Source organism: Falsochrobactrum ovis (genome assembly GCF_003259955.1).
GTDB classification, from domain to species: Bacteria; Pseudomonadota; Alphaproteobacteria; order Rhizobiales; family Rhizobiaceae; genus Brucella; species Brucella ovis_A.
Map to the genome: position 1 here is coordinate 413,370 of NZ_QLMK01000001.1, position 14,074 is coordinate 427,443.

Sequence of the window (14,074 nt, forward strand, 5' to 3'; positions counted from 1 at the left end):
CGATCATAACGGGAAACAGTAATTCTGGGAATATTGCCGCCTATGGCACTCTCGCCAAAGCTTGATTTTCGCCAATCGCAATCATTGGTGATGACGCCACAGCTGATGCAATCCATCAAGCTGTTGCAGATGACGCATATTGAGCTTAGCCAATTTCTTGAACAGGAGATTGAAAAAAATCCTCTGCTTGATCCAGCTGACTCAGAAAATCTCGATTTCTCTGAAGAAAGACCGGAGTCCGAGGGCGAGAAAGGCGATCTCTCCGGCGATGAAGATTGGTTTAAAACCGATGCGATTGATGACGCCGAGACGCTTTCAAGCACTTTTGATAGTTCTTTGGAAAATATCTTTCCCGATGACCCGGCCGAGCGTTTTCACGCCCATATAGAGGGCCAAAGAGGGACGCAAACATCCTCCCACGCTTTCTTGGATGATGATGACATTGATCAAATGGCTGAGGATCGGCCTTCCCTTTCTGCCCATATTGCCGAACAAATAGCGCTTTCATTTTCAAACGGCGTTGAGCGGCTGATCGCCATTGCGCTCGCTGACGCTTTGGATGAAAACGGCTATTTACGCGCAGATCATGGGGCCCTTTCTCAAAAGCTGGGTGTTGAGCCCAGAAGTGTTGAGAAAGTTCTGCAAGTTTTGCAGTCATTTGATCCGCCGGGCGTCTTTGCGCGGGATTTACGCGAATGTCTTACCATTCAACTTGAGCAGAAAAATCTGCTCACACCTGCCATGACAAGCCTGATTGACAATCTCGATTTGCTCGGACGGCGAGACTTTGCAGCCCTGAAGAAAATTTGCGGGGTCGAACACGCAATGATTCTCCGAATGCTGCGTGAAATCCAGACACTTGACCCTAAGCCGGGGGCGCTTTTTGAGATCAGTGTTGCAGATGCGATCATCCCAGATATTTTGGTCACGCTCACTCGCGAAGGGGATTGGGCCATCGAATTAAACCCGGCAGCCCTGCCACGTGTCATTGTAAACAATCGCTATTATGCGCGGGTCCGCAAATCGGCTACCGACGAAGATAAAGTCTTTTTGACCGAATCTATGCAGTCGGCGCGTTGGCTTATTCGGAGCCTAGATCAGCGAGCCCGCACAATTTTGAAAGTTGCGCAGGAAATCATCAAGCACCAGGACGCATTCCTTCGTAAGGGCGTTAGCTTCCTTAAACCATTGAAATTACGGGCTATTGCCAATGCCGTCTCTATGCATGAATCAACGATTAGTCGGGTCATAGCTGGCAAATTCATCGCCACACCCCGCGGCGTATTTGAATTGCGTTATTTTTTCACTGGAGCAATCGCGTCGGTGACAGGCGAAAGCGCTCATGCTGCTGAAAGCGTGCGACATCTCATTCGGCAAATGATTGACACTGAAAAGCCCGATCAAGTGCTCTCTGACGATGCGATTGTAAAGATTTTGAAAGAGGATGGTGTAGACATAGCGCGCAGAACGGTAGCAAAATATCGAGAATCAATGAATATTGCTTCATCAGTGCAGCGCAGACGCGAAAAAAGAGCCGCAACAGGCCATAATAACTGAAGGGGAAATTTCGCAATATCGTGCAAGAAAGCTGGGGCCAACTGGCAATCACCTTGCGATATACGACCGACTTGGGGGAGGAGCGTAGAAGTTTAATTGACAATTGTTGTTTCCATCACTAGAAGCCCCGCCACATATGCGGCCATCCGGTTAGCTGTCGCTTTCCGGGTCGGAGCTGATAGAGTTGTTAGCCTGTTGAAAGTAGCGGCTGACAAAATGAGCAGAAAGATTGCGGTGGTAAGTTCGAGGGGAAACGTTCCTGCGTTTCCGGCGTTATATTGGAGCGATATAGGGCTTCCTTCCGGAAGCAAATCACACGATTGTTAGGAGCGTGCTAAATTAAGTGAACAGGCAAGATTTGATGCTTGTTCGCTTTGCGCTTCTCTCACCTTGTGAGTAGACTGTATCCGTAACGTAACGCAAAAGAGGTGTACCAAATGACTCTGCGTATTGTTGGAAAGCATATGGATGTCGGCGAAGCTTTTACCGGACGTATTACCGACCGGATAAATGAGGCGGTCGCTAAATATTTTGATCATGGCTTTTCTGGGCAGATAACGGTCACCAAGTCGGGATCGCGTTTCAGCGCCGATTGTACGCTGCATCTCGATAGTGGAGCGACCCTTCAAAGCACGGGGGAAGCGCAGGACCCCCAATTGGCCTTCGATGCTGCGGCAGAGAAGATCGAGACGCGCTTACGTCGTTATAATCGTCGCTTGAAGTCGCGCCCCGCTTCCACTCCAAATGCGATCTATGACGATGTGGCATATCGTGTTATGGCACCGCTACCGGAGGAGGATGAAGAGCTACCGGCAGATTACGCGCCCACGATTGTCGCAGAATCGTCTGTTGCCCTGCGCACCCTTTCGGTTGCCTCGGCGGTAGTTGAATTGGACCTGACAGAACATCCGGTACTGGTGTTTAAAAATGCAGGTAATGATGAAGTAAACATTGTCTATCGACGTGCAGACGGCAATATCGGTTGGGTTGATCCCTCGACCGTTACCCGTCAGGCCGCGTCTCGTAGTTGACGTCAAACCCGAAGCGCACACTGCTATTGCTATGTGCGCTTCATAAAAGCCGGGCCTCAGGGCCCGATTGAAGAAGGAACGGAGAGAATGGATCTTAGTGATCTGATTCAGCCCGGGGCGATTATCCCTGCGCTGAAAGCCAGCTCCAAGAAGCAGCTTTTGCAGATATTATCTGAAAAGGCAGCGGAACTGACCGGTCTCCCTGAGCGTGAAGTTTTTGAAACGGTCCTCCAGCGTGAACGCCTCGGTTCAACCGGAGTGGGCAATGGCGTCGCCATTCCCCATGGTAAGCTGGTAAATATCAAGAAAATTGCCGGTATTTTCGCGCGTTTAGAAAATCCTGTGGATTTTGAAGCCTTGGACGATCAGCCAGTCGATCTGGTCTTTTTGTTGCTTGCGCCGGAAAATGCTGGCGCTGATCATTTAAAGGCACTTTCGCGTATTGCGCGTCTGTTACGCGATGCTGATGTTGTTGCGAAATTGCGCGGCACTCATGATGCTCAGGCGCTTTACTCATTCCTAACTTCACGCCCGGCTTCAAACGCTGCCTGAAATTAGACGGTTAAAAATAAGGCCGCCAATCCCAAGGGATGGCGGCCTTTATTTGTCGCTTCAAGAAGCTTGGATGATCAGTGCAGCATCATAGTGCGCAATTCGTGTTCCTGCGCACCTTGCAATGCGGTTGCGCGCACATCCGAAAGCACAATTGGCTCTCCGCTAGCACCAAATAGCGCCCACAGCTCTAGGCCCGGTGTGAGGGGAGGCAGGCCGGGAAAATTCCGCGCGAGATCATCGGAAAGTATCTTGCGCACATAGCCCAGCTCACCTTCACCTAAATGGGCGAATTCTTTCTCACTAAGAATTTGTCTGGTCACGTTTATAGCCTCCAATTTGGCAGCACATCATTTGCGAACATACTGCTTGAGAGCTTAGATAGTCCAAAATAATGCGATGTCCGGGTAAGCTCTAAAAACTTCAATCTTTCACCGCAATATCAATTCGTTTTATCAGCCTTTCCGGCTCAGGCCGGTCCAGATCGATGGCTAAAAGGCCGTTCTTTAATAAACAGCCGATTACCCGCATGCCGTCCGCCAACACAAATACCCGCTGAAACTGCCGCGCTGCGATGCCTCGATGCAGATATTCGCGCTCCGTATCATCCGTTTGGCGGCCCCGGATAACCAGTTGACTGTCTTCGGTCATCACTTCCAGATCGTCGCTCGAAAACCCGGCAACGGCAAGTGTTATGCGCAAGCGTTCTGACCCTGATTCTCCACAGAGCCGTTCAATATTATATGGCGGATAACCGTCGCCGGATTTTGCAATCCGCTCCAGCGTCTTTTCCATAGTGTCGAATCCAAGAAGCAATGGACTCGAAAAAGGTGTCATTCTTGTCATAGTGTCAGTCCTTCTCGAAGCGACCGGTCTGGAAAGAACCCTTTCGGCATATCTTTCCGTCTTCTGATATGGCTTGTCACAGGCCGGACTTCAAGAGTGAAATCAGAATAGCATCCTAGCAAAGCGTAGCTCGGACGCTGCCGAGGGTTAAGCTGTCAATAGCATCGAACGCTGTTAGCGGCGCGCTTCTGACAATGCGTTACCGAAAGCCCGCGCAAAGCTTTCTCGATCCTCGGGGTTGAGAAAGCTGCCAATGGCCACGCTTTTATCTCGATTTTCCACTCGCATAGAGATGATGCCAATATCCGGTGTGCGTATGATGCTAAACCGCGCCCAATAGGGATTAAAACAATGCTTCGTCATTTTCCCCGTCGAGCTATATTGGCGAATATGCAGCGCAGCACGGGATACTGAAATCTCTTCCCGAACTTGAGCTGCTTGGTAATTCCACCGGAATGCAAGATAAATCAGCAGGACATCCAGTCCGAAAACGCCAAAGATCGGCCAAGCACCCAATGACCAGAAAATGCTGCCGAACAACAACCAGCAACCGATCAGAACGCTCATGAGGATGGTAAAGCCTCTCTGGCCCAGCGAACGATAGGGCGTTAGCAGGGCTTCAAAGATCGGTCTCTCAAATGGATCCCGCTCATCAACATCAGAATATTGCATGATCTGAGCCTTTGGTTGCCGAGCCTTACGGGCTGCGGCAAGCTGCTGATTGTCTTCTGAAGATGAAAGCCATTATAGAGGGCTTATGCAAAAGACCAAAATCAAAACATCACATGACACCGGCGTCGATGCTCCCATACGCCGTCCGCGCCGGGTCCGCGGCACCTCCTATACGGCCGCGGAGATCCACGAAATCTTCCGCCGTTTTTCTGTTCAACGTCCTGAACCAAAGGGCGAACTCGAACATGTGAATGCATATACGCTGCTTGTTGCGGTGGTGCTTTCCGCTCAGGCAACCGATGCGGGCGTCAACAAAGCAACGCGAGCACTCTTTGCGATTGCTGATACGCCTGAAAAAATGGTTGCTCTGGGCGAGGAAAAGGTAGGCGAATATATCCGCACTATCGGCTTATGGCGTAATAAAGCAAAAAACGTCATTCTTCTTTCAGAAGATTTGATCCGCTATCATGGCGGCGAAGTGCCGGGTGATCGCGATGCCTTGGTGAAACTGGCGGGCGTGGGTCGAAAGACCGCCAATGTTGTGCTCAACATGGCTTTTGGCCAGCCCACCATGGCGGTCGATACCCATATTTTGCGGATCGGCAACCGGATTGGACTTGCCCCGGGTAAAACACCCGAAGCGGTCGAAGATATTCTTGTTCGGGTGATCCCCGAGGAATTTATGCTCCATGCCCATCACTGGTTGATTCTGCATGGACGATACACTTGCAAGGCTCGCAAGCCTGAATGCGAGCAATGTGTGATCGCTGATATTTGCAAATATCCGGCTAAAACCAATGATATACCGGCCCCTCTTATCCCACTTGAACCCCAGCCGTGATCTTTCTCTCGCGAAGTGAGATCGCTTTGTGCAGATGAACCATCAAGGCTGCCGCAAATAGCGGGGTTAGCAAATTAAGAATCGGAACCGCCATAAACGCGGCAATCAACAGGCCCGCAACAAAGACGGTCAAGCCATAATGTGACCGCAGCGCCTTGGCCTCTGCCTCTGATCGATAACGCATGGCTGCGAATTCAAAATATTCGCGGCTGAGCAAATATGCGTTGATCACGAAAAAAGCGACGAGATTCACCCCAGGCACGAGCATCAGCGCTAGGGCGAAAATATTGCCGATGATAACAACCATAAGAAATTTGATCGATACGACGATAGACCGGCCAAGGGCCAATGGCGTGCCGACGCTGTCTTGCGGGTAGTCCTCTTTCTCGACCAGTTCCGCGACATCATCAAGGAATATCCCTGCAATAAGCGCTGTGATTGGCGCAATCATCAAAGCAAGCACAAGCGCAAGCCCCAACCCTGCCATGATTGCAGCAATTAATCCCAGCCAACCGACCCATTCAGGAGTGGTGGGAATAAGGGTTTCTATCCAAGGCCAGGCAAAGCTGAAAAATATTTGTCTTAGCGACGCCCAGACGCCGATCAGCAACAACAGAGTTAGACCAAGTGTTTTCCAAAATATCGAACGAAACTCTGGTGAAAACAGGCGTTTCAGTGCTTTTAATGCGGATTCAATGATCATTTTTACCTGTTTTATTCATCCCCTGTGAGGAAAATAGGATGGTTACGATCTGCAAACAAGAGCGCGCACACCACCGCGCAACTCTGACGGGCTAGCCAAAGACTTTGCTTTATGCGTGTTTTAACATTTTTCGCAACCTGCCTAACTAGTTGAAAAATATGTGTTAATCAATCAGTCAGGATGATTCTCTTCGGATGCTCTTTAGGATAGCGGCGCCAAAAACGCGGACAAAAGCACGGAGAAAAATAATGAAAAAAGATGTTCTGCAGTATGCGGAGAATATGCAAGCGCTTGCGGAAGTGTTGGAAAACCTGTTTCCGAATGCTGGCTTTGCGCTCATGCTGTTTAATCAGGATAGTAGCGGTGAAGACCAAATGCGGTTCATATCGAACTGCCAGTCTCAAAGCCTGAAAGCTGCAATGAAAGTGGCAATTGCGCAGCGCGTGATTGCTTTGAAGACGTCACACTAATGATCTTCTCTTTTAATGGAACATTCTTTGTGATATTTTAATGTCAATTTTATGTCATCGGCCTTCCCTATTAAACGTTAGACGCGTATCGTTCCATTGGGGCGAGGGCACATGCATATTACTCATTTATTCAAAACAACCCATTTTTGGAAAGTACATAAAGCAGTCAACCGCGATCCAACGTGGGCAAAGATTCTACCCCTATTCTTTTTCCATCGTGATGGCTGTTAGCAATACAGCGTCTCACAAAGCGTTGGACGAGAATATGTGGGTTGTCCAAAGTTGACATTTATCAAGGTGCAGTTAGTTGCGAAGTCTGGTCTCAACGACGCGTCAAGCAACTGCTCGTTACGATGCAGTCTCTAAGCGACGAAAACAAAGGTAAAGCAGTCGTCTTAACCGAAGAGAAGCCGCGCCATACGGATGGACCGTTGGTCGTCGTTCGAACACAAGGTTATGAGTTTTTGATAGATGGGCGTAGGCGAGCAAATGCACTGAATGGCGATGGAAAGTGCACTGTTTGGATAATTAGCGCCGACCCAGTACAACGGTTAAATATCCGCTTCTTAGTCCCCAACTGGCGCATATCGTTCAACGTCCGATCAAAGTAACGGTTCAACTTTCTTACAAGTACCAGAAAACTGATAATTCAGAAAATATTTTGCACTGTTACCCGCTTATCCCCGCTCTTACCGTTATGTGACTTGCTTGCACGCGGCGAGCGCATTACGAACGGTTTGCTGTTGGATTAGCTGAAAAGTGTTAAAAGCGTGCTTTTTGCCTGCAAAAGGCTAAACCGGCGCGCATTAGTTTTGCCAAGCTGCTGCATAATCCATCAAGACGGCAGCAAATATTAGGGGAGCCGGTGATTCGCTCATGGCCAAATTTGACGTTCTTTGCATCGGCAATGCCATTGTCGATATTATTTCGCGTACGGACGATGATTTTCTTGAAGCCAATGGCATTGTTAAGGGCGCCATGAATCTCATTGATGCAGACCGTGCTGAGCTGCTTTACGCCCGCATGGGACCGGCGACGGAAATGTCAGGCGGCAGTGCCGGCAATACCGCCGCAGGCATTGCAAATCTTGGCGGTCGCGCTGCTTATTTTGGTAAAGTGGCAACCGATCCGCTGGGTCGCGTCTTTGCCCATGATATTCGCTCGCAGGGCGTGACATTTGACACGCGCCCGCTTGAAAACGGCGCGCCGACTGCCCGCTCCATGATTTTTGTCACCCCGGATGGCGAGCGTTCAATGAATACATATCTGGGCGCTTGTGTCGAATTGGGGCCCGAGGATATCGAAACCTCTAAGGTCGCCGATGCACGGGTGACTTATTTTGAAGGTTATCTTTGGGATCCGCCGCGCGCCAAAGAAGCTATCATGATGGCAGCCAAAATCGCACATGAGCATCGCAAGCAAGTTGCTATGACCTTGTCCGACCCGTTTTGTGTGAGCCGTTATCGAGACGAATTTTTGGAGCTGATGCGCAAACGAACGGTCGATATCGTGTTTTCAAACGAAGAGGAAGCTAAGTCTCTTTATCAGACAGATTCATTCGACGCAGCCGTTGCTGCTATCCGAAAAGATTGCCCTCTGTCCATAATAACCCGGTCCGACAAGGGCGCAGTTATCGTCACCCCCGATCAAACGCTTGCAGTTCCTGCCATTGAAATCGATGAGCTCGTCGACACGACCGGCGCGGGCGATCTATATGCCGCGGGCTTTCTTTTCGGCTATACTAAAGACCGCTCCTTGGAGGATTGCGCAAGGTTGGGTTCGCTCGCTGCCGGAACAATTATCCAGCAGATCGGCCCCCGGCCCATGATGAGCCTTGAAGCGGTGGCGAGCCAAGCCGGATTGATCTAAGATTAAACCTCGCCCCACCTTCGTCATCAGGCTTGGATGCAGATGCGCTTGAGCTCTTTCCGGTGTGGTGGGGCTGGATTTTGTAGGCTGTCGAGCGGTGCGGCGAGGCGCGGTGCGCATCCGCGAGAGCAAAGATGAAACGAAAAAGCGGCAGGAAACCCTACCGCTTTGATTCTGAATGACTTACGATCAGGCTTGATCTTCGTTTTCTTGAGGTGCCGCCTCTTCGACTACGGTTTTGGGCCCGCCTTTCGACACGCCCACCATGGCCGGGCGCAGAACCCGATCGCTAATCGCATATCCCGCTTGTACGACTTGTACAACGGTATTGTTTGGCAGATCCGGGTTAGGAATTTCGAACATAGCCTGATGGAAATTGGGGTCAAATTTCTGGCCTTCAGGGTCGAGCTTGACCACACCGTGCCGCTCGAACGTCTGCAACATGACGCGTTCTGTCATCTCGACGCCTTCCGCAAGCGAATTAAGATTTGCGTCGGCCTCGCGCGCATCCGCCGGAATGGCTTCAAGCGCACGACTGAGATTGTCAGAAACCGAAAGCATATCGCGCGCAAAATTGGTCACCGCATAAGTGCGTGCATCCTGAATGTCGCGCTGCGTGCGCTTGCGCAGGTTTTCCATATCGGCCGCCATGCGCAGCAACTGGTCTCTAAGACCAGAATTTTCTGCCTCTAACGCGACCAAGGGGTCAACTTCAACTTCCGCCTCAACTTCCGCCCCAATTTCAGCTTCAGCTTCTGCTGCATCCGCTTCAGCCTCGGCCCGCGCCTCTGCTTTGCGGCTCTTGAGGAAATCGTCGGCAGCCCGCTTGAGAGCCTCACGATCACGCGGATTATTTATATCGCGCTGCTCAAGATCGGGATTTTCAGTTTTGTTTTTCTCATCAGCCATAATGTTCTTCCGTCTTGAATAGTGTTGCGCCGGATATCGAGTTTCGTGCTCGTAAAATCAAGGTCTATTTCTCCGACTTAGCAACCTTACCGGGGTAAATCACGCATAACAAAGCAGGAAGCCTACGCTTTTGGGAAATGGACCACTCTATCGCAGCAATCGGGAGACGATCTGCGCGGTATAATCCACCATCGGAACGATCCGTGCATAATTGAGCCGGGTTGGTCCGATAACGCCAAGCGCGCCGACAACTCTTTGTTCCGAGTCACGATAGGGGGCAACAACAAGCGACGATCCGGAAAGCGAAAACAGTTTGTTTTCGGACCCGATAAAGATGCGCACCCCAGAACCCTCTTCCGCCAGATCGAGAAGCTGAATCATACCATCTTTGGTTTCCAGATCGTCGAAGAGATGACGCAGGCGCTCAATATCTTCCTGTGCATGGATGTTTTCCAGCAAATTGGCGCGGCCACGCACAATCAATCGTGCGGGCTGATCCGCGCTAGCCCCACTCCACACGGCCAAGCCCTGCCGCACAAGCTCCTGCGAAAGTTGGTCGAGTTCCTGACGCGTTTCTTCAGAGAGCTTTTTGAGTTCTGAACGCGCTTCAGACAAAGTGTGCCCGTGAATATGCGCGTTAAGAAAATTAGAAGCTTCAATGAGCTGCGACGCGGAAATGCCGGCGGGAAGGTTCACCACCCGGTTTTCCACTTCGCCATTTTGCATGACCAAGACGGCCAAAGCGCGGGTTGGATCAAGACGCACGAATTCAATATGTTTGAGTGCGCCTTCCATTTTGGTGGCCAAAACAACTCCCGCACCGCGTGAGAGGCCGGACAAAACCTGACTGGCTTCTGTCAGTACGCTTTCAACCGAATTATTGCTGCCCGCTGCACTTACTTGTGCCTCGATTGAGGAGCGCTCGTCTGGGGGGAGGTCGCCCACTTCCAAAAAAGCGTCTACGAAAAAACGCAATCCAATTTGGGTTGGCAGGCGTCCTGCGGACACATGTGGCGCATAGATGAGGCCCAATTGCTCCAGATCGCTCATCACATTGCGAATAGTGGCAGGGGATAGGCTTTGCGGCAACAGCCGTGACAGATTACGAGAACCGACTGGATCGCCGTCGTTAAGATAGTTTTCGACGATCAGCCGGAAAATATCGCGCGACCGCTGGTCGAGCGAGCTAAGCAGTCGATGTTCCGGCGATTTGATCATATTGGTCCGTAAAAATTCTCAGTTATTGGTTGCAAATATAGATGTATAAATCGAACGGTCCAAGCCCTAAGACCGGTTTCTTGCTGTTCTATTACGCTTAAGTGGCGAAATTCCTTTCTATTTGCCGCTGGTCGGCTTAGAAAGCCCCACGGAATTAAAATTGAGGATTTACTATGCGTCCATCCAAGCGCGCTGTTGATGAAATGCGTGCCGTCTCGTTTGAGCGCGGCGTCTCCAAACATGCTGAAGGCTCGTGCCTGGTGAAATTTGGGGACACCCATGTTTTATGTACCGCAAGCCTTGAGGAAAAAGTACCTGGCTGGATGCGCAATAGCGGAAAAGGCTGGGTCACCGCAGAATATGGGATGCTGCCCCGTTCGACCGGAGATCGCATGCGCCGCGAGGCAGCAAGTGGCAAGCAGGGCGGGCGCACACAAGAAATACAGCGGCTGATTGGACGTTCTTTACGCGCAGTCGTCGATTTGCAGGCGCTGGGCGAATTTCAAATCACTGTCGATTGTGATGTCATTCAAGCCGATGGTGGCACGCGCACTGCGGCGATTACTGGCGGCTGGGTCGCATTGCATGATTGCCTGCGTTGGATGGAAGCGCGCCAGATGATCCGCATTGAAAAAGTGCTTAAAGACCATATTGCGGCTATTTCCTGCGGCATTTATGAAGGCGAGCCCGTTCTCGATCTTGATTATGTTGAGGATTCTGCTGCTGAAACCGACAGCAATTTCGTTATTACTGGCAAGGGCGGTATTGTTGAAATTCAGGGGACCGCTGAAGGGGCGCCGTTCTCGGAAGAAGAATTTATGTCCTTGATGCGTCTGGCACGTGGCGGCATTGAGAGCCTGATTGCCTTGCAGAAGATGGCCATTAGTTGATAGGTTGAGCCTTCTCAAATTTGAGGAGGCTTTCACTTGCGTGCAGCCCGTATTCTTGAAACCGCGCTCTATGTCCGCGATATGGCAGAGGCGATTGCATTTTATCGCGATGTTATGGGCTTGGAGCCGGTTGGAAAAACGAGCGAGCGCAACGCATTTTTCCGTTGCGGTGAGGGTATATTGCTGCTCTTCAACGCGGAAGAGACGTTAAAAACCCAAGTCGCAGGCGCTTTACCTGTGCCGTCCCATGGCGCGAGCGGTCCTGGCCATGTTTGTTTTGCAGCCGATGACATTGAGATTGATGCTTGGCGCATTCATCTTGAAGGTTGTGGAGTGCAAATCGAGTCCGATTTTTTATGGCCTAACGGTGCACGATCGATATATTTCCGCGATCCTTCCAACAATTCGCTGGAAATTGCGGAACCTGAACTTTGGGGTTAAAGCATGCCCCCGAAAAGTGGGCACCGGTTTTCGGATAAGGGCATGCGTTTTAGAGAACTGGCCCCCGAAAAGTGGGTACCGGTTTTCGGATAAGGGCATGCGTTTTAAAGAACTGGCCCCGAAAAATGGCTACGGACTGGCCGTTCATACGGTGAAAAACAGGATTGAAAATGAGAGTTCTGGAAAAAGGCAAGCTGATCGTGGCCTCGCATAATGCGGGCAAGCTTCGTGAATTTGACGGGCTGATCGGCCCGTTCGGATTTGAACTCAGCTCGGTTGCGGCGCTGGGCCTGCCAGAGCCGGACGAAACCGGCACCACATTTGAAGAAAACGCCTATATTAAAGCCCATGCGGCAGCCAAGGCGACAGGACTGCCTGCGCTGTCGGATGATTCCGGCATTATGATTGATGCGCTTGATGGCGCACCGGGTGTTTATACTGCCAATTGGGCCGAAAAAGCTGATGGTTCGCGTGATTTCAATATGGCTATGCAAAAGGTCGAAGAGCTTTTGCAGGAAAAAGGCGTAACCAGGCCAGAGCAACGAAAAGCGCGCTTTGTCTCGGTCATCTGCCTGGCATGGCCCGATGGAGAAGCGCAATATTATCGTGGCGAAGTGGAAGGGACGCTGGTCTGGCCACCACGCGGCGAACTCGGCTTTGGTTATGATCCGGTCTTTTTGCCAGAAGGATACGAAAAGACTTTTGGCGAAATGACCGCTGAGGAAAAGCATGGCTGGAAGCCGGGAGACGCTTCGGCTCTTTCGCACCGCGCCCGCGCTTTCAAGCTTTTTGCGGAAACGGCACTGGGCACCATTTCGGACGCTGCCGAATGAACCAGACTTTTTCCACATCTGGCAATCCAAATATAATTGCGCCAAACCGGGGCAGGGATGGTGTCAGTGCAATTGAGATTGCGCAGACGGATGGCGAGAGCGCATTTGGCATATATCTTCATTGGCCGTTTTGCCTTGCTAAATGCCCCTATTGCGATTTTAACAGCCATGTTCGGCACCAGCCCGTAGACCAAAAGCGGTTTGCTGCCGCTTTTGATCGGGAAATGGAAACTTTGCGGGCGCGCACAGGTCCACGCACGATCACCAGCATATTTTTGGGCGGCGGAACGCCATCATTAATGCTCCCCGAAACAGTGGGTGCTTTGTTAGATGGAATTGCGGCGCGCTGGTCGGTGGCGCCAAACATTGAAGTGTCGCTTGAAGCCAACCCGACAAGCGTCGAAGCTGAGCGTTTTCGGGGCTATTATGCGGCAGGCGTTAACCGGGTGTCACTGGGTATTCAAGCGCTCAATGATCCAGATTTGCGCAGGCTTGGCCGCATGCATTCCGTTGAGGAAGCCAAGGCTGCCATTCGGCTTGCACGTGAGATTTTCCCACGGCTTTCTTTTGATCTAATTTATGCTCGACCCGACCAGACAATTGAGGCTTGGCGGGAAGAGTTGAAGGAAGCGATCGGCCTGGCCGCTGATCATCTCTCGCTTTATCAACTGACGATTGAGGAAGGCACGCAATTTTATAATCTTTGGAAGGCTGGCAAGCTGACGACACCTGCGCCCGATCATGCCGCTGCACTTTATGAAGAAACCCAGATTGTGACGGCTGAAAACGGCCTTCCTGCCTATGAGATTTCCAACCACGCCGTACCGGGGCGCGAATCGCAGCATAATCTGGTCTATTGGCGCTATGGCCAATATATTGGCATCGGACCCGGCGCACATGGGCGCTTTATCGAAAATGACGTGCGAACCGTCACAATCACAGAAAAGCATCCTGAAACCTGGGTGGAGAAGGTTGAGCAGCAGGGCCATGGCATCGTTGAAGAAGAATATCTGAACGGCGATCAACAGGGCGATGAATTCTTAATGATGGGATTACGGTTGCGTGAGGGAATCGACCTTGGACGCTATCGCCGTCTGACCGGACATGAGGTTAATCGCAAACGACTTCAGAATTTGATCGAGTCAGGCATGATCGAACCGATGACAGATAGCTTCATTCGTGCGACCCCAACAGGTGCTTTAGTGCTGGATGCGCTGGTAGCTGATCTCGCAAGTTAGGAAA

16 protein-coding genes are annotated in these 14,074 nt (G+C 51.1%); 10 read left to right on the plus strand and 6 right to left on the minus strand.

The window, feature by feature from the left end:
- Positions 1 to 42: 42 nt before the first annotated feature.
- The 3 genes from rpoN (at position 43) to ptsN (ending at position 3,140) form a co-directional block, all read left to right on the plus strand.
- Positions 43 to 1,557: an RNA polymerase factor sigma-54 gene (rpoN, locus tag C7374_RS01885; RefSeq protein ID WP_111573904.1), complete on the plus strand. Its 1,515-nt coding sequence runs from the start codon at positions 43 to 45 to the stop codon at positions 1,555 to 1,557.
- Between the two features lie 437 nt (positions 1,558 to 1,994).
- A complete protein-coding gene (gene hpf / locus C7374_RS01890) occupies positions 1,995 to 2,588 on the plus strand; it encodes a ribosome hibernation-promoting factor, HPF/YfiA family (RefSeq protein WP_111573905.1) in 594 nt (197 codons plus the stop codon).
- Positions 2,589 to 2,675: 87 nt separating this feature from the next.
- On the plus strand, positions 2,676 to 3,140 hold the full coding sequence (gene ptsN, locus C7374_RS01895) for a PTS IIA-like nitrogen regulatory protein PtsN (protein WP_111573906.1): 465 nt from the start codon (positions 2,676 to 2,678) through the stop codon (positions 3,138 to 3,140).
- A 77-nt stretch (positions 3,141 to 3,217) separates the two neighbouring features.
- Here ptsN and C7374_RS01900 read toward each other — a convergent pair whose 3' ends face one another.
- The 3 genes from C7374_RS01900 to C7374_RS01910 form a co-directional block, all read right to left on the minus strand.
- The gene (locus C7374_RS01900) at positions 3,218 to 3,463 is read right to left on the minus strand and encodes a BQ00720 family protein (protein WP_111573907.1); all 246 of its coding nucleotides are present in this window, start codon (positions 3,461 to 3,463) and stop codon (positions 3,218 to 3,220) included.
- Positions 3,464 to 3,563: 100 nt separating this feature from the next.
- Positions 3,564 to 3,986: an Hsp20 family protein gene (locus C7374_RS01905; RefSeq protein WP_111573908.1), complete on the minus strand. Its 423-nt coding sequence runs from the start codon at positions 3,984 to 3,986 to the stop codon at positions 3,564 to 3,566.
- Between the two features lie 174 nt (positions 3,987 to 4,160).
- Positions 4,161 to 4,658 carry a DUF2244 domain-containing protein gene (locus tag C7374_RS01910; RefSeq protein ID WP_111573909.1) on the minus strand — a complete coding sequence of 166 codons (498 nt, stop codon included), beginning with the start codon at positions 4,656 to 4,658 and terminating at the stop codon, positions 4,161 to 4,163.
- Positions 4,659 to 4,743: 85 nt separating this feature from the next.
- Here C7374_RS01910 and nth point away from each other — a divergent pair, with 85 nt between their 5' ends.
- Positions 4,744 to 5,499 carry an endonuclease III gene (gene nth, locus C7374_RS01915; protein WP_111573910.1) on the plus strand — a complete coding sequence of 252 codons (756 nt, stop codon included), beginning with the start codon at positions 4,744 to 4,746 and terminating at the stop codon, positions 5,497 to 5,499.
- Here nth and C7374_RS01920 read toward each other — a convergent pair.
- On the minus strand, positions 5,474 to 6,202 hold the full coding sequence (locus C7374_RS01920) for a sulfate transporter family protein (protein WP_111573911.1): 729 nt from the start codon (positions 6,200 to 6,202) through the stop codon (positions 5,474 to 5,476). The two genes, nth and C7374_RS01920, sit on opposite strands and share 26 nt — an antisense overlap.
- A gap of 248 nt (positions 6,203 to 6,450) precedes the next feature.
- Here C7374_RS01920 and C7374_RS01925 point away from each other — a divergent pair, with 248 nt between their 5' ends.
- Together C7374_RS01925 and C7374_RS01935 are read left to right on the plus strand one after the other, a co-directional pair.
- Positions 6,451 to 6,672: a hypothetical protein gene (locus C7374_RS01925; protein WP_111573912.1), complete on the plus strand. Its 222-nt coding sequence runs from the start codon at positions 6,451 to 6,453 to the stop codon at positions 6,670 to 6,672.
- A gap of 876 nt (positions 6,673 to 7,548) precedes the next feature.
- Positions 7,549 to 8,541 carry an adenosine kinase gene (locus tag C7374_RS01935; RefSeq protein ID WP_111573913.1) on the plus strand — a complete coding sequence of 331 codons (993 nt, stop codon included), beginning with the start codon at positions 7,549 to 7,551 and terminating at the stop codon, positions 8,539 to 8,541.
- Positions 8,542 to 8,730: 189 nt separating this feature from the next.
- On the opposite strand, the gene grpE is transcribed toward C7374_RS01935, so the two are convergent.
- Positions 8,731 to 9,450, minus strand: a complete 720-nt coding sequence (gene grpE / locus C7374_RS01940) for a nucleotide exchange factor GrpE (protein WP_111573914.1) — start codon at positions 9,448 to 9,450, stop codon at positions 8,731 to 8,733.
- Positions 9,451 to 9,597: 147 nt separating this feature from the next.
- Complete coding sequence (hrcA, locus tag C7374_RS01945) at positions 9,598 to 10,668, minus strand: heat-inducible transcriptional repressor HrcA (RefSeq protein ID WP_111573915.1); 1,071 nt, start codon at positions 10,666 to 10,668, stop codon at positions 9,598 to 9,600.
- 173 nt (positions 10,669 to 10,841) lie between these two features.
- Here hrcA and rph point away from each other — a divergent pair, with 173 nt between their 5' ends.
- From rph to hemW, 4 genes are all read left to right on the plus strand, one after another.
- Positions 10,842 to 11,558 carry a ribonuclease PH gene (gene rph / locus C7374_RS01950; protein ID WP_111573916.1) on the plus strand — a complete coding sequence of 239 codons (717 nt, stop codon included), beginning with the start codon at positions 10,842 to 10,844 and terminating at the stop codon, positions 11,556 to 11,558.
- A gap of 36 nt (positions 11,559 to 11,594) precedes the next feature.
- Complete coding sequence (locus C7374_RS01955) at positions 11,595 to 11,999, plus strand: VOC family protein (RefSeq protein WP_111573917.1); 405 nt, start codon at positions 11,595 to 11,597, stop codon at positions 11,997 to 11,999.
- Between the two features lie 170 nt (positions 12,000 to 12,169).
- Complete coding sequence (gene rdgB, locus C7374_RS01960; RefSeq protein ID WP_111573918.1) at positions 12,170 to 12,832, plus strand: RdgB/HAM1 family non-canonical purine NTP pyrophosphatase; 663 nt, start codon at positions 12,170 to 12,172, stop codon at positions 12,830 to 12,832.
- Positions 12,829 to 14,070, plus strand: a complete 1,242-nt coding sequence (hemW, locus tag C7374_RS01965; protein WP_111573919.1) for a radical SAM family heme chaperone HemW — start codon at positions 12,829 to 12,831, stop codon at positions 14,068 to 14,070. The genes rdgB and hemW overlap by 4 nt, the downstream gene beginning before the upstream one ends.
- Positions 14,071 to 14,074 lie beyond the last annotated feature (4 nt).